The sequence below is a fragment of the Parabacteroides sp. AM58-2XD genome, assembly GCF_003463685.1.
GTDB lineage: Bacteria > Bacteroidota > Bacteroidia > Bacteroidales > Tannerellaceae > Parabacteroides > Parabacteroides segnis.
In genome coordinates, this window is the sequence record NZ_QSDP01000008.1 from 65229 (window position 1) to 87768 (window position 22540).

A 22540-nucleotide genomic window follows, 5' to 3' on the forward strand; every position below is an offset into this window, starting at 1 on the left:
GAGATTCACTATATATGAAAAAGTTATTAATAAGTTTCCTGGCAATAGGTACCACTCTTTTCCAGTCATGCCTGAACAACGACTACCTGGAAAGACTTCCGCTCGACAAGCAGACGGAAGAAACAGTATTCGTAAGCTACGACAATTTCAAGACATACTCCTGGAAGTTTTATACGTATCTGACTGCTTATGCCGGTCCGACAGCAATAAAAGGCGGTCCTAACGAAAAATATATCTTCGACAGCTATTCGGATAATGGTTTCTATGGAAATCCGGGAAGTGAGAACCAATGGGTATGGCCTGAAAAAGTAACTGTTCCCAGTACGGACGACGCTTACAGTAAACCTTATGAACGTATCCGTGCCATCAACATCATGCTGGACAATCTGGATAATTCCCAGATGAACGAAACGGAGAAAGCCCACTGGCGCAGTCTCGGTTATTTCTTCAAAGCAAACGAATATTACCGACTGATCGCTTACTACGGAAGTGCCATATGGGTAGAAAATGCCTTGAAAGATACAGATACGGAAGTATTATATGCCAAAAGGACTCCCCGTACGGAACTGGCAGCCAAAGTATTGGAAATGCTGGAATACGCTAAGGAAAATATAAATCCCGACGGTGACGGTGAAAACACAATCAACCGCGAAGTCGTTTGCGCCCTGATCTCCCGTTTCGGTTTGTTCGAAGGAACCTGGCAGAAATACCACAACATTTCTGACGGCATGACCTATTTACAGGCAAGTTACAAGGCTTCGACAGAGTTGATCAATGCTCATCCGACCGTACATAATCATTATGACGAACTGTTCAATTCTGAAGAATTACAGGGAATGACAGGTATATTGCTTTACAAGAATTTCCTGTCAGACGGAAAAGGACACAATATGACACGCTACGTGAGAACATCTTCCCATTATTCGGAAATCAGCTCGGACGGTGTCGCCGCTTATCTTTGCCAGGATGGTAAACCTATTTATACCAGCGAAATGTTCGGAGGAAACAAAGAAACCGGTGATGCAGATGTTTACACAGAATTCCGCAACAGGGATTATCGTTTATATTTCAATGTATGTCCTCCGTATAAGGTAAACAGCCCGACGGCAACGAATATGGATATGTCGAAAGTTACCAATACAGATGATCCCCGGGATAAAGAATTTATAGACCTGATGGCACAAATCTCGAACACAGGCGGTTCTACTAAAACGCTTCCGGCATTACAGTGGGCTGGCCAGATATTACGCGAAGTTCCCCATTTCCGTGAAAACTCTTATAATATGGGACAGGGATTCATGACTTCTTATGGCGGTTACTATGTATGGAAATATTATAATACGGTTACTCCGGTAAACTCCGCGGGTAGCGTGAACTCTACCGACTTCCCGTTGTTCCGCATGGGAGAGGTGATGGTTAACCATGCAGAAGTTGCCTGGGAGTTAGGACAGTTCAACCAGGGAATTGCAGATGCCACCATCAACGTTTTACGTAAACGTGCTCATGTGGCGGATATGAAAGTAAGCGAGATCAATGCTTCTTTCGATCCGAAAAGAGACCAGTCGGTCGATCCGGTTCTGTGGGAAATCCGTCGTGAACGCCGTGTCGAACTGATGTTCGAAGGATACCGTTACGATGACCTGCGCCGTTGGAAAAAGGCAGAATATATGAATAAACAGCAATTCGGCGTTTATCTGAAGAAATCAGACCTGGAAGACGAACGTCACATGGGTGATTCTGCCAATCCGTCAAACTTCAAACTGAAACTTGACCGCAATGGCGACGAAGGTCGTATCGTATTCTTCAGCAAACCTGTAGGATGGGTAGACCGCCATTATCTGTTCCCACTGCCCAGCAATGAGTTGTTGCTGAACCAGAATATGGATCAGAATGAAGGTTATCCGCGTTCCAATGCTGAATAAACAATTCCATTATTAATTATAAAAGGCTGTTTTTGAAACCTTCGTTTTGAAACAGCCTTTTAAATTCCCACTTAATTCCATGAAAAGAAATATTTCACTTTACAGTATCTACCTGCTCACCGCCGGGAGCAGTGCAATATCCCTTTCAGCCAAAGAGAAAACAAATGTCGTATTCATCCTGGCTGATGACCTTGGTTACGGCGACCTGAGTTGTTACGGACAGGAAAAATTCCAGACACCTAATATAGACGAACTGGCACAGCGGGGCATACGTTTCACCCAATGTTATTCAGGAACGACCGTCAGCGCCCCTTCCCGTTGCAGCCTGGTAACCGGAATGCATACCGGAAACACCTGCATCCGCGGCAACTCCAGCGTAAACCCTGATTATGAAGTAGCCCTTCCTACCGGCACCAACACCATCTTCAAAATATTCAAAGAGGCCGGTTACAAAACCGGAGCTTTCGGGAAATGGGGACTGGGAGAAGTTGGCAGCACCGGTGATCCGAACAAGCAATTCGTCGATACGTTCTTCGGATACAACAGCCAGCTTCTTGCACACAACTATTATCCCGACCATATGTGGGATAACGATAAACGAATTGATTATCCTGAAAATGCAAACGGAGCCTATGGGACCTATTCCCAGGACGAGATTCACAAACATGCCCTGAAATTCATAGACGACAATAAAGAAGAGCCTTTCTTCCTCTTCATCCCTTATGTCTTACCCCATGCCGAATTATTGGTACCGGAAGACAGTATTATACAGAAATTCAGAGGAATGTATCCGGAACAGCCTCATCACGGTACCGATTCAGGGCCTATGTTCCGCAAAGGTGGCTATTGTTCCCAGGTATACCCGCATGCCACATTCGCAGCAATGGTTTACCGCTACGATGTATATGTAGGGCAGATCGTTGCCAAACTGAAGGAACTGGGGTTATATGATAATACACTCATCATCTTCACCAGCGATAACGGACCGCACCGTGAAGGAGGAGCCGACCCTGAATTCTTTAACAGCAATGGCATCTACCGCGGCATCAAACGGGATTTATATGAAGGAGGCATCCGTGTACCGATGATCGCTGCATGGCCCGGACAAATAGAAGAAGGAACGATCTCCCACCAGCCTTGTGCTTTCTGGGATATGATGCCTACTTTTGCCGAAGTCATCCATACTAAGAAAACTCCGGAATGCGACGGTATCAGTATCCTGCCTACATTAAAAGGAGAAAAAGGGCAGAAGCAACACGATTACTTCTACTTTGAATTCCACGAAATGAACGGACGCCAGGCCATCATCCGGGGAAACTGGAAACTGATCCTATTGGATATCCAGAAATCACCGAAATATGAGTTGTATAATATCGCTGCCGACCCTTCGGAAGTACACAACATGATCGACCGCAATCCTGAAAAGTTTGCCGAGTTGAAAACATTAATGGAGCAAGTCCATACAAAAGACACGAACTGGCCTTTGCTACCGGCTGAATTTTAACCGATAGCTAAAACCAAATACGACAAAAGAGGTTGATCAAAGATATCCCGCCTGATATTTTTGATCAACCTCTTTCTTTTGAAAACAATGAAATAATATTACCCTATCCACAAAAATATCATACATTTGCAGACGAGATACGAGAATATTTTTTAATTTTATCCATATAGTTTTATACAATTCAAACACCCGTTAATGGAAAAATTGTCTGACGAAATACTATGGTCACTTTATCTGAAAGGGGACAAAGAAGCCCTTGAACAGATATACAGACGATACTATCCATTACTTTTGAATTACGGATGCAGACTTTCTGCCAATCAGGATCTGGTACAAGACTGCATTCAGAATTTGTTTATAAAACTAATGTCTAAATCACGAAACTTATCAGACACACCCTCTGTAAAAGGATATTTACTTAAAGCCTTCCGCAACAATCTGCTGGACAGTCTTGAAAAAGAAGAAAAACACAATGATTTCATCTTCATTGACGAAATACCGGAAGTATATCACACTACAACAGAAGAAGAATCTGCCCTTAAAGAAGATATAAGCAATCTGTCGTTGGCTTATCAGGAACTTTCTGCCAAACAAAAAGAAATATTATATCTTTTTTATATCAAAGGTATCTCTCACAAAGAAATTGCCGACATATTGAATATCAACTATCAATCTAGCAAAAACAGACTATCCCAGTCACTCGTTCAATTACGTAAAATGTTTTTCCTGAATAAAAAATAACTTTTTTCGGTTTCTTACAAGTACCTTTTCCCAATTTCACCGTATTTATAATAGAGAGACAACGAAAAAAGGATGAACAAAGCAGAAAACAACATACGGAAAACTTCTTTCAAAAAGGCCGGACAGGCATTGATCGATCATATACAGGAACCGAAAAGGTTGACCTGCAAAGAATCGAACAATCTCTGGATGATCTGAAAAACAGCTATCAGATACAACACAAACGAAGAAAACTATGGCTTTACGCTGCTTCTGTTGCCGCATCGTTATTGATAGCAGCCTTATCAATCAACTTTCTATATTCACCAAACTCCTACGACTGGGATATGCTGGCAACATCTTTACTGAACGATAGTATACCTCATCAAGATAAAGAGATCACCCTGATCACCCAAAACGACCGGATGAAACTCTCCAACGAAGCTTCTCTGGAATACAAAAAAAATGGGACACTACAGGTAAACAAAGAAGATGTTACTAAAGAAAATCCTGTCCGTCACAAAGAAAAACTAAACCACATTATTGTCCCGAAAGGGAAAAGGGCCACCATAACCTTTTCAGACGGAACATCTATGTATATCAATTCCGGAAGTCATGTTATTTATCCTTCCGACTTTGATAAAGACAAAAGAGAAATTCTTGTAGAAGGAGAGGTTTACCTGGAGGTCACTAAAGACCCTAAACGTCCTTTCTTTGTTAAGACGAAGGATTTCGATGTAAAAGTATTGGGAACAACGTTTAATGTGTCCGCCTACAAAGACGACGCTATAGCATCCGTCGTACTGGTAGAAGGTAAAGTGGAAGTGGATAACAACATTCAGAAAACCACGATCAGACCCAATGAGAAAATCGCTATTGCCCACGGAGAATCAACAGTTAGCATCGTGGACGTAAATGAATACATTTCATGGAAAGATTATATCATGCTGTTTGCAGAGCATCGCGCCGGAGATGTATTCACACGTTTATCACGCTATTATGGTGTTCATATCGAATGCGAACCATCCATAGCCTCATATCCGGTTTCAGGAAAACTGGATTTAAAGAGTGGCATAAATAACTCTTTAGATATTCTTACAGAGTTACTGGATATTAAATATAAAACCGAGCCGGACGGGAGTATCCGGATCTTTCAATAAATGATTGTTTAACCTAAAATATATTTGCTTATGAAATAAACACACGAAATGAAAAGGGAAATTCCACATCTCCCCCCTCAAGAGAGAAAAGTATATGATACTGAAAAAGCCAGACAATACCGTCATATTGCCTGGCTCAGGAAAGTATTAATCTAGTTCGTTACTAAAAAATACACACAAATGTATGAAAAAACAAAAGAGTATCAAATCTAAAAGATTTAATTATCTAAAAAGTATTTGTTTAAGTGGCTGTTTATTATGCACTGCAGCAGAAACAGCAGCAAATTTAACCGAAAATTATTCGGCACAAGTTTATTTAACTGTAAAAATGAACAACAAAACGGTACGGGATGTATTTTCCTATATCGAAAAGAACAGTGAATTCATTTTTATCTACCAGGGTACCAAAATCGATCTGGACAGAAAAGTATCCATAGACCTGAACGATCAACCGGTTCAGACAATTCTTCATGAAATCTTTGCCGGAACAAACGACACCTATTCTATAAAAGGTCGACAGATCATTGTCAAAAAATCACAAACAAAAGAAAACACCGGAGTACTAAGTACCAACCAGCAAAAAAAAACCGTTACCGGTTTATTGACTGATGCTGATGGTAATCCGGTTATCGGTGCAACAGTTACTATCAAAGGTACCACCCACGGTGTTACGACTGATATAGATGGTAAATATATACTCAATAACGTCAACGAAGGTGACGTTATTGAGTTCCGATATATCGGATTTAATACGGAAGAAAAAACCTACAAAGGCGAAGCTAACATCAACATTCGCATGATGGAAGCCTCCGTAGGTCTGGAAGACGTGGTTGTAATCGGTTACGGCCAACAGAAAAAAGAGAGCGTAGTTTCTTCATTGAACACGATCGGACCGGCTGAGTTAAATGTAAAACAACGTAACCTGCGCAACACGTTGGCCGGACAAATTGCCGGTGTAATTGCCGTACAAAGAAGCGGTGAGCCGGGTAACGATGCAGCTGCATTCTATATTCGCGGACAGAGTTCATATGCCGGCGGTACCTCTGCTTTAGTATTAGTAGACGGTGTTCCCAGAAGCATGGACGATATCGACGTAGACGAAATCGAGAGTTTCACCGTTTTAAAGGATGCTGCCGCTACTGCCGTTTATGGTGCAGAAGGTGCGAATGGTGTTGTATTGATTACTTCCAAACGCGGTAAAGCCCAAAAGACATCTGTCAACTTCAGTGCACAATACAGTATTGTCAGTCCGACACGCATGCCTGAAACATTAAATTCTTATGATTATCTGTCATTATATAATGAAGCATTATGGAATGACCAGGGTAATCCGAACAAAGAGTATTTCAATCCTCAATTTACCGACGAAACACTTGAAAAATACAGAACCGGTATAGACAGGGATTTATATCCTTCTGTAAACTGGTATGATTTACTTCAGGATCATACACAAAGTCAGAGATATACGGTAAACTTCAGAGGAGGTTCCGAGAAAGTACGCTTTTTTGCTTCCGGGGCTTACTATTCAGAAGACGGTATCTTCGATTCTACTCCTAAAGAGGATTACAATGCCAATATCGGATTACAACGTTTCAACCTGCGTTCCAACGTGGATATGGACCTGACAAAAACGACTCAACTATCTATCGATATGAGTGGACAGTACTTGAAGAAAAATCAACCGGGATATACTTCGGATGAAATCTTCAATTATATCAGCCACTTCCCTGTACATGTTATTCCGATGTACTATTCCGACGATACTGCCTCGGATCATGGAGCTCCCGGATACGGTGTTGAATATCAGCCATACAACATGTTGAATAATAGCGGATACAGCAAAACATGGAGTGCTTTCTTACAAACAAAAGTCACATTAAAGCAAGATCTTAAATTCATCACAGAAGGATTATCAGTGAAAGGTTCTGTCAGTTTTGATGCCGACTTCTCTTCAACCATGAAGAGATCAAAAACCCCGCAAACGTTTTTTGCATTAGGTCGAAATGAAGACGGGACACTCAATAAAAAAACGATCAAAGAAAGTTCTGCCTTGAGCAATCCTTACAAATCCTCGACTGATGGTACGAAAAAGATCTACATGGAAGCATCATTAGATTATCAGCGTTCTTTCAACAAGATGCATGATGTAACCGGTATGATATTGTATATGCAAAAAGAAACGCAATATCAAAACAAAGAGGGTTTACAACTTTTACCCTACCGCAAACAGAGCGTTGTTGCCCGTGCAACTTATGGATACAACGACCGGTACATGCTGGAAGCCAGTATGGGTATGACCGGTAGTGAAAACTTTGCACAAGGCCACAGATGGGGTATTTTCCCAGCCGTAGGTGCAGCCTGGTTCGTCAGCCATGAAAAGTTCATGAGAGGAGTAGAAGATTATATCAGTAAACTGAAGCTGAGAGCTTCTTATGGTATAACCGGTAATGATAACATTGGGGAAGATACACGTTTCCCTTATAGAGAAAGTATCAATACTGGTCTTGGCAGTTATAGCTTCGGATTAACGCCAGGAGCTAATGGCGGTACAGGTAACTCTCCGGGCAACGGTATTGCAGAAGGTAGTTTTGCCATGCCTAACCTGTCATGGGAAATTGAAAAAAAACTGAATCTAGGTCTCGACTTAGGATTATTCAGAGGACGTGTCGACTTCAGTGCCGATTATTTTTATAACCGCCGTAGCGATATCTTGTTGCAAAGACAAACTGTTTCAAACGTTTCCGGTCTCCGAGTAAAACCGTACCAGAATTTCGGTGTCGTTAGAAACCAGGGAGTTGATGCCAATCTTGTACTAAAACAGAAAGTAGGGAATGTAGATCTCTCCGCTCGAGGCAACTTGACTTATGCAAAAAATAAGATCCTTGAACGCGATGAGATTCCTCAGAAATACGATTATCAGACATATACAGGAAACTCCATCGACAAACCATTACTGTATATCGCAGAAGGTCTTTATACACCGGATGATTTTAATATCACAACAAACGAATACGGAGCCCAGACTTATAAGTTGAAAGACGGTATAGCTGTACCTGCCGCCAATGTAGCACCCGGTGATATCAAATACAAAGACTTGAACAACGATGGTGTCATCGACTCTTATGACCGTACTTACGATCACAAATTCTATCAGGCAACACCGGAAATCGTCTATGGATTCGGGATAAACGCAGAATGGAAAGGTTTCTTTGTCGGCGTCTTCTTCCAGGGAACAGCACATACGTCGGCCAATATGTTGGCAAACAATTATGCAATGATCCCATTCACGAAAGGTATCGACAACGGTTCGGCCCGTACAGAAATTACAGACCGCTGGCTGCCCGGTAACCCGAATAACCAGGATGTTACTTTCCCGCGTCTACATACCAATTCATTTAGCCATAATATGGAAAATAGTACCTGGTGGTATCGCAATGCTGGATTCCTTCGACTGAAGAACATCGAAATCGGTTATCAGTTCAATGACAAAATACTCAAGCAACTCCGTATGAAAAATTTGAGAGTTTATTTGCAAGGAAATAACGTTGCAGTCTGGGATCACATCAAATACTGGGATCCGGAATTAGGTAGTGCAAATTCAGGTGCCAAATATCCTATCTGCAGCACATATTCTCTTGGATTAGAAGTCACATTTTAAAAACAACAAATATGAAATTCTTAAATAAAATAACATCAATAGCTTCTGCATGCTTTTTAACTCTTGCCCTCACAGGATGTAGTGATTATCTGGATGTATCGGATGAAGTGGCAGAAAACCTGACTTTAGATGAAGTTTTTGATAACCCCAACTACATGCGTCGTTGGCATGGTAATCTGTTCAACTGTATTTCAGAATATTCCAGTATCGGTAGAAATAAAACCAACAATTATCCCGGAGCCGGAGCCTTTTCCGGAGTTTGGGTATCCATGTGTGGAGAAACAACCATCAGTGCTGCCGGTTGGAGTGAAATGATATCCGGTTTTACATCAGCCAATGCTCCATACCAACGTTGGACACCGTTATATCAGTATATTCGTGATGCTAAGATTTTCCTGGATAGAGTAAATCCTAAAGGAGGTATCAACGACCAATTTCAATTAACTGAAGCAGACGTAAAGAGAATGAAAGCAGAGGCTAAATACCTTATTGCTTACAGTTATTTTTCACTCTTTGAAATGTATGGCCCGGTTCCTATCCTGGATGAATTAGCCGATCCGGAAGACAAAGGCTTGGATTATGCCAGATCTTCCGTGGATGAAACTGTTGAATACATCGATAACTTATTGAAAGAAGTCATTGAATCCGGTGATCTGCCCGAAACGATTATCCAAAATCAGTCAGCTACCGGAAACGACCGGTACAATTTGAACGAGATTGTCCGTCCGACAATGACCGTTGCTAAAGCATTAAGAGCTAAACTTTGGGTATATGCAGCTTCTCCCCTATTCAATGGCGGTTACAAAGAGACACTGGATATTGCCAATACCGATGGTAAAAAAATATTTTCTTCCTACGATGCCAACAAATGGGTTACTGCTAAAAGCCGTCTGGAAGATCTATTGAATAATGCGGAACAAAACAAACACACCTTGTTTACCGTATATAATACAGATGGAACCATCAATCCGGATGAATCTGTTTATCAGTTATTCCAGAACTACAATGACGAAATATTGTGGGCTACCGGAGACAACCTTTGGAACGGTTCAACTATGGAACAGAACACCAACCCCAGAGACTGCTACACAGGGTGGGGATATCTTGGTGTTTCTCAGAATTTAGTGGATGCCTTCTTCGTTAAAGACGGGTTAACAATCGATGATCCGGGTAGCATGTATAAAGAAGATGGTTTTACCGATGTTGTCAACCCATGTAACGAAAACAAGCGGGTAGATACAAATGTATTCAATATGTATGCCAACCGCGAACCTCGTTTCTATGCAGGCGTAGGATATGAAGGCAAAAGCTGGCATATTCAGCCGGTGGGAAGACCCGATTACACAATCGGATTTGCCAAAGGGGAAGGTAGCGACAACTCGTCTGCCGATAACCCTCGTACCGGCTATCTGCCTACTAAATTCAAAAACCGTAAAATCCTGTTTACCGGAAACTATTTAAGAGCCTGGGCACGTCCTTCTATCCTTTTCCGTCTGGCAGATTTCTATCTGTACTATGCAGAAGTTTGTAACGAAGTCGATCCGAACGATCCCAATATCATTAAATATCTGGACTTGGTAAGACAACGTGCCGGCATTCCGGGTTATAAAGAACTTGCCGCTTCCGGTAAAAAGAATATTATTGGCAATCAGGAACTGCAACGGAAAATGATTCAGCGCGAACGTACTGTGGAACTGTTTATGGAAGGACAACACTACTTCGATATCCGGCGCTGGATGATTTGCGGAGAAGGCGAAGAGGCAGATCAAAGCGTTCTCTATTCGATGAATATGAACGGATACAAAGATCAACCGATCGGAGCCAACAATTCGTTCTTCAACCGCATTGTTCTTGAAAACCGTGCCTGGAGACGTGCCATGTACCTTTATCCGATTCCACAGGATGAAATACAAAAAAGTCGGCTTCTGGTTCAGAATCCTTTATGGTAAAAACTGATTAATTATAAAAACAGATAGGCCTTATACTAGTTATATTATTAGTATAGGGCTTATTCTCTCTTAAATCATATCTCATGAAACAAAAAAAATACCTTATTCTTATCCTGTCAGGGTTATTCTTTTCCATTACTAATAGTATACACGGAAATAATCCGGATAAAGGCAACGAAAAAGCAAAGACAATCACCTTCCGCGGCATCTATGCCGACGACCCTGCCGGACAGGAAGGTCTGTACAATCCGGAAAGAGGTTTACGGTTAGAAATAGCAGTCGATATTGCCGGCCGGAAAGATGTCTGGAATCCTAAACAATTCCCTGATATAACCAGTCATTTAGAATCAGAATCCGCTATTTATGCATCAGACAGTATCAGCCTGGTCCAAAGTTATTTTTATCTCACCGGATTTGCCGGGAAGGAACTGTCGGAAGATGCTTTTGTCACAATGGACACCTATTTCAACAAACTAAGGGAATCTGGTAAAAAGGCTGTGTTGCGGTTCGCTTATGAAACCGCCTTTATGGGAAGGGCAGGAACTGGTCCTACCCTGGAAGATGTGCTCCGCCATATGGAACAACTGAAACCATTCCTTGCACAAAACACAGATGTCATCCAAGTTGTTCAAGCCGGATTCATCGGCGCATGGGGCGAATGGCACAGTTCATTCCACGGACTGGAAAAAACGAACGACAGCAAACGTACCATCCTGGAAAAGATAGTCTGGATGACTCCGGAGAACAGAATGGTACAGATAAGAGTCCCCGAATATAAAAACCTGATCAACAAGGAAGACCAATCATACAACCGAATCTCTTTCCACGATGATTTTATCGTAATAAAACCTCATCAATGGGACGGAGGCATGCACGAAGGGACTTCCTACTTCAACCAGATCGTTGAAGAAAGTCCTTATTTAGTTGTAGACGGAGAGCTCCCCTGGGGTACCTGGAGCATGAACGAAGACCCCGACAACCCGGAAGCCGGATGGGTTATCGACGGTAAAGCGACCGCCAGGCAACTTTTCCTGCAACATTACACCTCGCTCAGTGCCATCCATAATTACAAGGAGAAAGGAACTAAAGACAAATACTCAATGATGTACTGGAAAGAAACTCCACTGGAAGAATCATTCCTGTCGGAAAACCATATGCCTGTCTCCGGTAATTATTTTAAGAATCAGGACGGAAGTCCTGCCGTAAGAAATGTGTTCGATTATATCCGAGATCATCTGGGTTATCGACTGGAACTGCAACAACTCAAAATAAACGGCATCCCGACAGCCGGAAAAGAAATCTCACTGGACCTCTCCCTGATTAACAGAGGCTTTTCCACCTTATTCAATGAGCATCCCGTTTATTTTGTACTGATCGATGAACAGGACCGGATCACGGAATTTCTGACGGAGACGAACGTTCACGACTTCCAACCGTACCAGCCCAAAGATCCGGAGTGTAAACCTTTGCTTCATGCCATCAAAGGACAATTTATTATTCCGGAACACCTGGAAACAGGAAAATACCGGTTAGGTCTATGGATTCCTGATGGCTCCGAACGGTTGAAATATAACAACCGCTATGCCATCCGTTGTGCCAACGGAGATACGGAATGGTGGAGTTCGCCCGACAACAAATATGGCATCAACATCTTAACGTCATTAGATATAATACGCCACTGATCTATTCCCCGGTCGGATTAGAAACTGCATTGAATTTATTATTTGATTTATTTATTATCAAATTTGAATGTTTGTTTATAGCAACTGGTTGTACCTGGCTCCCCTCTGGAGAGGGGGCAGGGGGTGTGTCATATCCCCGCCATACAACCACCATAATCAGAGTCACTTGACTATTACAGGTTCATTTGCCGTTTGCTTCAGCTGACGGTTTACAAGTTGTTTCTCTCTTTTGGCTTCAGCCACATTTCTCCTAGATAGAAAACTGTAAGAAATGGGACTAAAGTCCAATGGAATAGACCCTTTACTAATCCGTCAGCTGAAGCAGACGGCAAATAAACCTGTAACAAGGCTTGTTTTATTAACTGGCTTTAACACACCCCCTACCCCCTCTCAAGAGGGGAGCCAGTTACAACCAGTCACTAAACAGATAGTTCAATTATTTCTATATTGGAACCAAACAATAAATTCAAAACAATTTCTAGTTTTGTCTGCCTCTTTTATAATTCAATAACTAAAGAAAAATATTATATTTGCATCTTTTATTCTTAATTCAATTATTGTAGACCATGAATACTAAATCAATTCTTAATTGTTGCCTGCTCGTATTGTGTTTTTGTGCGTGCACCGGACAACATCTTCCCGGTGAAAACAGAAATGTAGCTATCGCTGATTCCTTATTAACCAACATTCTGACAAAGTATAACGTCGAAAAGTACGGTCTTCTTTCCGAGACCTATCCGGTAAACCCGGAAAATCAAGTCACTTACCTTGCCGAAGGGAGTGAACAGAAAAAGAACCAGGAAGTCTCTTTCCTATGGCCTTACTCCGGTATGCTGTCGGGATGTATCTCCCTCTATGACGTTACCGGAGAAAAGAAATACCTGGAAATACTGGAAAAACGTATTATCCCGGGACTGGATCTGTATTGGGATAATACACGTACTCCGCACTGTTATCAAAGCTATCCGAGATTCAATGGTGAAAGCGACCGCTTTTACGATGATAATGACTGGCTGGCCATCGACTTCTGCGATTTGTATGCCCTCACCAAAGACCAACAATATCTCCTGAAAGCAAAAGAGTTGCACGAGTATATATACAGCGGATGGGACGATGCGCTGGGAGGCGGCATCTATTGGTGCGAACAGAAAAAGACTTCTAAAAACACCTGCTCCAATGCTCCGGCAACCGTTTTGTGCATGAAACTGTATAACCTGACGAAAGAACAAAAGTACCTCGACCAGGCCATAGAAACGTATAACTGGACAAAGAAGAACCTGTGCGACCCTGCCGATTCGGTATATTGGGATAACATCGGACTCGATCAAACAATCGGTAAAGCCAAATTCACCTACAACAGCGGACAAATGATCCAGGCAGGCGTACTCCTTTACCAGACGACCTCGGACAAAATCTATCTGGCAGACGCAAAGAACACTGCAAAAGGCGCTTACAAGCATTTTTTAGGGAAACGTACAGGGATTAACGGAAAAGATGCTTACTTTTACCCCACAAATCCATGGTTCAATGTCATTTTATTACGCGGTCTCCTTGCTTTGGCGGAGGTAGACAACGATTATACATATGTCAGAACAATGGTGGACAATGCCCATTACGCCTGGGAATATACCCGTGACGAGAACCGATTCCTGGGGAATGACTGGGCTGGGACCGATAACAAAAAGTTCAAGTGGCTGCTGGACAATGCCTGTATGATTGAGCTTTTTGCTGAAACAAGTAACATTCAATAAATAAAATATATAAACCCATGACTACACGTAGAAACTTTCTAAAATCCGGAGGTTTGTCTCTGGCAGGTCTGTTGGTCGGGCAAAAATCATTTGCTCATTTGGCAGAATCGGCTACACCGGGCGCACCTCTCGTTTCTAACACATTACAGTACACTTGCCAACGTCCGGCACCGGAGAAACGCCAGTTTACTTCTGCCGCCGTCGAAAAGGCAATCCAGACGACAAAAGCCAAACTGAAAGATCCGAAACTGGCCTGGATGTTTGAGAACTGTTTTCCAAACACACTCGACACAACCTGTGAGCATAAAATGGTAAACGGCAAGCCTGACACATTCGTCCTTACAGGTGATATCCACGCGATGTGGCTCCGTGACTCATCCGCACAGGTTTTTCCGCATATCATTTTTGCAAATGAAGACCCGAAAGTAAAGACAATGCTGGCAGGTGTTATCAACCGCCAGACCTGGTGTATCAACATCGACCCGTACGCCAACGGTTTCAACGAAGGCCCGACAGGCAGTGAATGGGAAAGCGATCGTACGGAAATGAAACCGGAACTTCACGAACGCAAATGGGAGATCGACTCGCTCTGTTACCCCATCCGCCTGGCTTACCACTTCTGGAAAAAGACCGGCGACACCTCTCCTTTCGATGCCGAATGGGAGAAAGCGATGAAATCGGTTTATAAAACATTTATCGAGCAGCAGCGCAAAGACAGCCTCGGCCCGTATCGCTTCTCCCGTAAGACAGACCGCCAGGGAGACACCTTGCTGAACGACGGTTACGGTAGTCCGGTAAACCCTGTCGGATTGATCGTTTCTTCTTTCCGCCCGTCTGATGATGCGACTTTGTTCGGTTTCCTGATCCCGTCGAATATGTTTGCCGTCACTTCACTCCGCCAGTTGGCAGAGATGATGCGCGACATCAAAAAAGATAACGACTTTGCCCGCCAGTGCGACTCATTGGCCGACGAAGTAGCTGCCGCCATCGAGAAATACGGTATTGTAGAACACCCCGAATTCGGAAAGGTATATGCCTTCGAAGCAGACGGTTTCTATAACCACGTTTTCATGGACGACGCCAATGTCCCCAGTTTGCTGGCTATGCCTTACCTGGGATGTGTCGATGTGAACGATCCGGTCTACCAGAATACCCGCAAACTGGTTCTGAGCCCGCTGAACCCCTACTTCTATAAAGGCAAGGCAGGCGAAGGTATCGGCGGTCCGCACATCGGTTTCGACTTTATCTGGCCGATGAGTATCATCATGCGATGCAACACGACTAACGATACCGAAGAAATACGCCACTGTGTAAAAATGCTCCGTGATACGGACGGCGACACCGGTTTCATGCACGAATCATTCCACAAAGACGATCCAAAGAAGTTCACCCGTTCCTGGTTCGCCTGGGTAAATACTCTATTCGGTGAAATGATCTACCGCCTGGTACAGGAAGGTAAAACGGATATATTGAATAATTTGGGATGATTGAGTCAATATAGAAATATTTAAGCTATCTATTTAAGTGACTGGTTGTAACTGGCTCCCCTCTCGAGAGGGGGTAGGGGGTGTGTTAAAGCCAGTCAATAAAACAAGCCTTGTTACAGGTTTATTTGCCGTCTGCTTCAGCTGACGGATTAGTAAAGGATCTATCTCATTGGACTTTAGTCCCATTTCTTACAGTTTTCTATCTAAGAGACATGTGGCTGAAGCCAAAAGAGAGAAACAACTTGTAAACCGTCAGCTGAAGCAGACGGCAAATGAACATGTAATAGTCTAGTGACTCTGATTAGGATGGTTGTATAGGCGGGAATATGACACACCCCCTTCCCCCTCTCGAGAGGGGAGCCAGTTACAACCAGTTGCTATAAACAAACACTCATTTTTGATAAGAAGTGAACCATCTATGAATATGACTAGTTGTACCTGTTTCTCCTCTTGAAAGACGATAAGAGGTGCATTAATACCAGTAAATAAAACAAAACCGATTGCAGACTCTCTTCAATAAAAGTTTTTCCGTTTTCTGTATTCATTCCTTCATCTATAGCATATAGAGTTTATAAATCAAAGAATACAAAATGAATACAATGAAGGATCCAATATAATTTGTAATTGAATTGATGTAAACATCTCTATTTCTCCCCTATCACTTCATCATGAACAACCATTGGATACCGGCAAATCCAAAGGTATATCTTATCTCTTTATTAGTGTATAGGTAGGGTGGGACTGATATACTTTTAGACCCAAAGTGCTGTATCCGTTCTTGTCCGTCATTCGTCAAACGCTTGTTCGATACCTGTCGGACGCTTATCTGATATCTGTCGAACAAGCATCCGACAGATGACAAACAAGAAATTGGACATGACTTTTCAACTAAAGAATAATAAGATAAATGCTTACAACACACGACTTACTCTTTTGTTGGTATACAGAAAGTTTCCCTTTATTCATTTATTACATGGAAAATTTGAATTATATAGATGCTACAGGATGATATCCTTCATTATATTCATCTACAAACCATTAATCATCAACACAGTAACTCCAATATGAATAAATGAAGAAAAAAAACAGAAAAACTTTAGATAGTTAAGATACTCAACACGTCAAAAGTCATAGGCAAGTCGAAATAAATAGAGATTCATCAAAAAGGGGAAGAATATTCTCCCGAACTCTCTTCCCCTACCCTGTTAACCATCAATTCAGTTAACTGTATGTACTCTTTAAATATTCAGTATTATTCCAGTGCTTTACCAGGCGCCATCGGCCAATACGGATTCTGATACATTACCGTGGTGTTTATATCTTCCGGATTGGTGACGGCAAGCTGCATATCCTGCAAACCGATCGGACTGAGGTAAAATGCCTTTCGCCAGGTCAGCCCATCGTAAAGCTGGTTGTTGATACTGGTTCTGCGTAGCGGACGCAAATATTTACTATCTTCTTTCCGCGAAACATTTGCCTCAGTCGTGCCGTCGGCAACTACTGCCGAAACTTCCACACCGTCTACAGTTTTTGTATATTTCAGGTAAGCGGCATCCCAGAAGTTCACGCCTTCAATGATATAAGGCTTCGTAAGCAACTGATCCCAAGCACGCCACCGGATCAGGTCGTCCCAACGCATGCCTTCGCCATTAAATTCGCAACGACGTTCGCGACGGATATTATAAAGTGTCGGATCCACCAACTGATCGCCGGAATAAACAGCCAAGTCATTTTCATTGCCCAGATTGGTTGCACTGATGGTTTTTGAGAAATCTTCGTCAACACCGGCACGACGGCGGATAGCTTTCCAATACCCTTGCGCTTTGCCGTCGAGCGAACCGTTTTTCTCATAGCATGCTTCCATATAGTTCAGATAGGCTTCCGTAGCCCTGAAAATAACACAACCGTTACTTCCCAACAATTCGTCATTCCTGTTCTGGTCGTAATCGTATGTGTAAGCTTTGCACGGACGGTATCCGGTGATATCCCGGTTTTGTTCGGCATCTGAAATGATACGGAAATTTTCCATATGCACTACGACACCGGTATCGGCTATTGTAGGGTCTTTCGTATCACTGCGCTGTACGTCTTCTTCTCCCCAGACAAACAGTTGCAGGCGTTCGTCGCGGTCTTTTTTCTCCTGCGATACGGTTACATCTCCATGATAACCCGAACCGGCGGCATAAATGGGCAGCCCGTTCTTCATCAGGAAAGTATTAACCAGTGCACGGGTCATTCCGGTGCGGTCGCCTACCTGCAAACGGATAGGTACACAATGGGAAATGCTCAACCCCTTATTATACTGCTTCCATAGCAACACCTCGTTAATCCCTGACGCATCCGGCGTACTGAACATTTCGAAATAAGGATTCCAGCCGTATACTTGTCCGTAAACGGGGTTCATCACATGGGAATTATCCGTCAGCGTGGCCTGATCGGCTACTGCTGACGCAGCATCCATAGCCTGAGTAAGGAAAAAGTCTATTTCGCCGGGTATATCGAACGATTTACCGCTGTTATAGTCCATCTTAGCTCCCGGCCAGTTCGCATCGCCCGGTACACGGCCCGTACCCTGGTGGTATTTTTCGAAAGTAGCTTCAAAGAGGGCTACTCTCGATTTCAGCAGCAGCGCCGTTTGTTTATTGATACGCTGGTTCATCTGAAATCCATGATCTTTAAGACGGGAGATCGCTTCATCGAGGTCTTTCAGGATAAAACGGGCCACTTCATTGCGGGGTGCTCGTTTGCTGTGTTCGACAAGCACGTCGCTCTGGTCGGGCAGCACTTCTTCCACGATCGGGAAATCACCGTATTTCACAAGGGCTACGTAATAACTCAATGCACGGAAAAAATAGGCCTCCCCGATATAATGGCTAAGCAGATCGCTCGCCCCTGGATCGTTCCGGCCTCTTCTTTAGGAAGTATCTCTTCAAACAGATAATTCCATACACGGACACGGGATAACAAGCCTTGTGTGGTCTTACCGGCCGACACCTGCCAGTTTCCGGCAAAATAATTAAGGTTGCCTTCGTCCGTCAGCAGGTTATCGGTATTGGCATCATTACGTTGCACGCCGGAATTCCAGGCCGTTTGATGAAACATCTTGGTTCCGTTGGAATTTTCGAGCTGGGAATCGTAATAGTTAAGCACGTAATTACCCACCTGATCCACTGTTGTGAAATAAGATTCCGGGGTTATCTGGCTGATCGGAGCACGTTCCAGAAAGTCGTTACAGGATGTCATCGCCAATCCGCCCATACCGATCAATGCGCCGACATATATATGTTTTAATTTTAGTCTCATATTCATTCAATGAATTAAAAGTTTACATTTAAACCGATTGAAATAGTTTTCTGCAAAGGATAGAGTTTACCGTCTCCCCAGTCGCTGCCCAGCAATTCAGGATCGAATACGCCGCTGATATCAGATAAAGTCAGCAAATTGTCACCGGAAACATAAATACGTACCGATTCCATTCCTGCTTTTTGCGTCCATATTCTCGGTAATGTATATCCGACCTGCATATTCTTCAAACGTATATAAGCTGCGTTTTGCAAATAGCGGGTCTGGGTACGCTGGTTCTTGTCGGTATTGAAATAGGGTTTCGGATAGTAAGCTCCGGTGTTGGCTCCTAACGGGTCGCCTTCCGGACGCCAGTAATCCATATGTTCGCTGAAAGCGCAGGATTGCCATTCGCCGCCTTGTGCTCCCCAGAAATACGGGCCACCCAGCATATAATCTCTTTTCATGATACCTTGCAGGAAAATAGAGAAGTCGAGTCCGTTCCAGGCTCCGTCCAATGTCAGACCGAAGTTATAGCGTGGCGTGTTATTTCCGATGATCTTCATGTCCCCATGATCGTCGAGCGTATTGGCTCCGCTGTCTACACCGTCTTTACCATCGGTATTGGCATACATGATATCGCCCGGTCCCCAGCTTGTTCCCCAGTTAGGCGTACCGCCGTTGGCAAGATGTTTGTCCATCTCTTCCTGACTTTGTGCGATCCCGACCGTCTGGTATCCCCAGATATCCCCCAGGATCTGTCCTTTATAATACGTACTCAGGGCCATTGTTTCATTCGGATACCTGAGTATCTTACGCAAGTTGTCGGATACTACTAGACGAACGCCATAGTTGAATTTCTGGATACGGTCTCTCCATGACATTTCCAGTTCCCATCCATATGATTTCATATCGCAGTTGTTGATCTGCGGAGCATTGGCACCCAAAACGGAAGGCAACAGAGGAGCCGGCCCGATCATATCATATGTATAACGGTTATAATAATCGAACGAACCGGTCAGGCGATTGTCGAACAATCCCCAATCGAAACCGACATTCCATGATTCGATCGTTTCCCAGGTCATCAGACTGCTGACGATGCCCGGAAGGCCGGCCACATTCTGTTGGGTACCGTTTATCAGCCAACTGGAAGAAGCCGTGCCAGTCGGCATGTTCTGATAGAACGGATACCAGGCATCGGTACTGTCCGTATTGTTATTACCGAGCTGTCCCCAGGATGCTCTTACCTTCAATGTTCCGACTACACTGTTCAGGGGTTCGAAGAATGCTTCGCGAGCTATATTCCAACCAGTCGAGAAGGAAGGGAAAAGGCCCCAGCGCTGATCGCCGATAAAACGGGAAGAACCATCGTAACGCAGATTGGCTTCCAGCATGTAACGGTCGGCATAATTGTAGTTAATACGTCCGAAGAAACCGGCAATGGCCCGTTCACGTGTCCAGGAACTAGCTTTCTTATTATCCTGTGTCAGGCCGAGCGACGGGACATCCGCAGAGATCAGATCCGTACCGAAGCCATTCAATCCGCTCGGACGGTAAAGTTCGGCATTGAAACCGGCCATTACTTTAAAGTTATGATTGCCCAGCGATTTGGTATAATCCGAATAAATATTGGTAGAGAAGTAGTCTTCATCCTCACGTGAATCCGATACTTCCGAGTAACCGGCTGCACCACCGTTCCAGGAAAGAAGATACGGTTCATTTTTGGCATCGTACGCATAAATAGGCAATACCGCCCAGCTCTGTTTACGGTAGTAAGAACGCATACTGCCTTCAGCAACGATACGCCAGTCTTTAACAGGTTCGAAAATAGCCTGCAACTGCTGTGTGTACCAGTTCTTCTGGCTGGTTTGCTTTCCTCCGTCTTCCAGCTGGACAATTTCCATATCCCGCTGATAATGCCCGTTCGGATCGACAACCGGACAGGTCGGCCAGCGGCGTGCAATATTATGGAAGAACAAGCCCGTCAGATAGGTCGGGCGATGATAATCTTCGCGCGTCCATTTGCCGGTGTAGTTTACAGTGACCCAGTCGGCCAGTTTTGCCGAAATCTTTGCATTCATTGTATAACGGTTGAACTTGTCATCGCCATGCTTTAGCAAACCGGTCTGGTCAAGGAAACTACCACTGAGCATATAGGTCAACTTATCGGTACCACCACTCAGGCTAAGATTATGTTCCGTAGAAGGCACCCAGTCACGATAGAACTCGGAAAACCAATCCGTGTTGGCAAAAGCGCCTCCATAGTTATTCCATTTACCATCAGATCCGGCAACAGTACCATAGTATTCAGGTTTGGTAGGGTCGGTGAACTTACCGTCCATATAATCCTTGATGTTTTTCATGGCGTCGTCATTGAATATCGGATTTCCTCCCCCATTCGTATTTGCTCTATTCCAATATTGGGCAAATGAATAAGAATCGACCATCTCCGGCACCTGGACAGCATCGGAGAAACGTACGTTACCCGAGTAATTCACCCGGGTCTTACCGGATTTACCGCTTTTGGTCGTAATAAGGATCACACCGAATGAGGCACGTGCTCCATAGATGGAAGACGAGGCTGCATCCTTCAAGACACTGATATTCTCAATATCATTCGGATTCACGGTATTCATATCCCCTTCAATGCCATCAACCAGTACCAACGGACTTCCGCTCGATCCCTGACCGATCGTACCTCCGCCACGGATATTAATATTCAGTGATCCATCCAGCATACCTCCGCTACTGCCTACCGACATATTCAAACCGGGGATAACGCCTTGAAGTGCCTGCGATACGTTCTGAACCGGGCGAGATTCAAGGACCTTGGAATCTACCGTACTGACAGATCCTGTCAGATTCACTTTTTTCTGTGAGCCATACCCCACAACTACCACTTCATCCAGCTGTTTCGAGTCTTCTTTCAGCTGAATCCGGAGAGAAGATTGTCCGGTGTAAGTAATTTCCTGAGAGAGATAACCGACATACGAAACGACCAATATGTTACCCTCTTTCACCCCGGGTAAAGAAAAGTTGCCGTCCATATCGGTTACCGTACCGTTCGTAGTTCCTTTCACAACTACCGTTGCTCCTACTACAGGACCCATATCATCCTCTACAACACCTTTTACTGTCGAAGATTGCTGAGAAACCTGTACCACAATTTCCGGCTCTGCTACCGGATTTCCGTTAGCACTCATTACCGGAGAAAAAGCCAGTAAAATGCTGGTGATAATGCCTGCTTGTTTTGGGATTTTCAGGAGCGTAGCATTATTTGCATTCGATAAACATAACAGTTTTTTCATGAATTTAAATCACTAGTGTCCCGTTAAAATCGGGACGAGTTATTAATTAATCAAATAATCCCGGAATAAGGGGATTAAATTGTTCTTTGACATCATTGAAATTAGTCTTATTAAACA

The 22540-nt window shown here is 43.6% G+C and carries 11 protein-coding genes and 1 pseudogene; 10 read left to right on the forward strand and 2 right to left on the reverse strand.

The window, feature by feature from the left end:
• Positions 1-14 precede the first annotated feature (14 nt).
• From DXA15_RS03380 to DXA15_RS03420, 10 genes are all read left to right on the forward strand, one after another.
• Positions 15-1922: a RagB/SusD family nutrient uptake outer membrane protein gene (locus DXA15_RS03380; RefSeq protein WP_128133130.1), complete on the forward strand. Its 1908-nt coding sequence runs from the start codon at positions 15-17 to the stop codon at positions 1920-1922.
• A 79-nt stretch (positions 1923-2001) separates the two neighbouring features.
• On the forward strand, positions 2002-3426 hold the full coding sequence (locus DXA15_RS03385; RefSeq protein WP_128133131.1) for an arylsulfatase: 1425 nt from the start codon (positions 2002-2004) through the stop codon (positions 3424-3426).
• Positions 3427-3621: 195 nt separating this feature from the next.
• The gene (locus DXA15_RS03390) at positions 3622-4167 is read left to right on the forward strand and encodes an RNA polymerase sigma factor (protein WP_128133132.1); all 546 of its coding nucleotides are present in this window, start codon (positions 3622-3624) and stop codon (positions 4165-4167) included.
• Between the two features lie 72 nt (positions 4168-4239).
• Entirely contained in the window at positions 4240-4365 is a 126-nt protein-coding gene (locus DXA15_RS27520; protein WP_255419916.1) for a hypothetical protein, read from the forward strand.
• 128 nt (positions 4366-4493) lie between these two features.
• Positions 4494-5306, forward strand: coding sequence for a FecR domain-containing protein (locus DXA15_RS03395; RefSeq protein WP_233566767.1), 813 nt, complete (start codon positions 4494-4496; stop codon positions 5304-5306).
• A 184-nt stretch (positions 5307-5490) separates the two neighbouring features.
• Positions 5491-8964, forward strand: coding sequence for a TonB-dependent receptor (locus DXA15_RS03400; protein ID WP_128133133.1), 3474 nt, complete (start codon positions 5491-5493; stop codon positions 8962-8964).
• Positions 8965-8975: 11 nt separating this feature from the next.
• Positions 8976-10913 (forward strand): RagB/SusD family nutrient uptake outer membrane protein, encoded by a 1938-nt coding sequence (locus DXA15_RS03405; RefSeq protein WP_128133134.1) that lies wholly within the window; start codon positions 8976-8978, stop codon positions 10911-10913.
• An 83-nt stretch (positions 10914-10996) separates the two neighbouring features.
• A complete protein-coding gene (locus DXA15_RS03410; RefSeq protein WP_128133135.1) occupies positions 10997-12595 on the forward strand; it encodes a DUF4874 domain-containing protein in 1599 nt (532 codons plus the stop codon).
• A gap of 566 nt (positions 12596-13161) precedes the next feature.
• Positions 13162-14346, forward strand: a complete 1185-nt coding sequence (locus DXA15_RS03415; RefSeq protein ID WP_128133136.1) for a glycoside hydrolase family 76 protein — start codon at positions 13162-13164, stop codon at positions 14344-14346.
• Positions 14347-14363: 17 nt separating this feature from the next.
• Complete coding sequence (locus tag DXA15_RS03420; RefSeq protein ID WP_128133137.1) at positions 14364-15833, forward strand: glycoside hydrolase family 125 protein; 1470 nt, start codon at positions 14364-14366, stop codon at positions 15831-15833.
• A gap of 1252 nt (positions 15834-17085) precedes the next feature.
• Here DXA15_RS03420 and DXA15_RS03425 read toward each other — a convergent pair.
• Positions 17086-19136, reverse strand: a pseudogene (locus DXA15_RS03425) (RagB/SusD family nutrient uptake outer membrane protein).
• Between the two features lie 14 nt (positions 19137-19150).
• Complete coding sequence (locus DXA15_RS03430; protein WP_128133138.1) at positions 19151-22423, reverse strand: TonB-dependent receptor; 3273 nt, start codon at positions 22421-22423, stop codon at positions 19151-19153.
• Between the last annotated feature and the right edge of the window lie 117 nt (positions 22424-22540).

Coding starts and splice junctions, on each gene's coding strand:
- DXA15_RS03380 (WP_128133130.1), top strand. CDS start 15: ATGAAAAAGTTATTAATAAGTTTCCTGGCAATAGGTACCACTCTTTTC.
- DXA15_RS03385 (WP_128133131.1), top strand. CDS start 2,002: ATGAAAAGAAATATTTCACTTTACAGTATCTACCTGCTCACCGCCGGG.
- DXA15_RS03390 (WP_128133132.1), top strand. CDS start 3,622: ATGGAAAAATTGTCTGACGAAATACTATGGTCACTTTATCTGAAAGGG.
- DXA15_RS27520 (WP_255419916.1), top strand. CDS start 4,240: ATGAACAAAGCAGAAAACAACATACGGAAAACTTCTTTCAAAAAGGCC.
- DXA15_RS03395 (WP_233566767.1), top strand. CDS start 4,494: ATGCTGGCAACATCTTTACTGAACGATAGTATACCTCATCAAGATAAA.
- DXA15_RS03400 (WP_128133133.1), top strand. CDS start 5,491: ATGAAAAAACAAAAGAGTATCAAATCTAAAAGATTTAATTATCTAAAA.
- DXA15_RS03405 (WP_128133134.1), top strand. CDS start 8,976: ATGAAATTCTTAAATAAAATAACATCAATAGCTTCTGCATGCTTTTTA.
- DXA15_RS03410 (WP_128133135.1), top strand. CDS start 10,997: ATGAAACAAAAAAAATACCTTATTCTTATCCTGTCAGGGTTATTCTTT.
- DXA15_RS03415 (WP_128133136.1), top strand. CDS start 13,162: ATGAATACTAAATCAATTCTTAATTGTTGCCTGCTCGTATTGTGTTTT.
- DXA15_RS03420 (WP_128133137.1), top strand. CDS start 14,364: ATGACTACACGTAGAAACTTTCTAAAATCCGGAGGTTTGTCTCTGGCA.
- DXA15_RS03430 (WP_128133138.1), bottom strand. CDS start 22,423: ATGAAAAAACTGTTATGTTTATCGAATGCAAATAATGCTACGCTCCTG.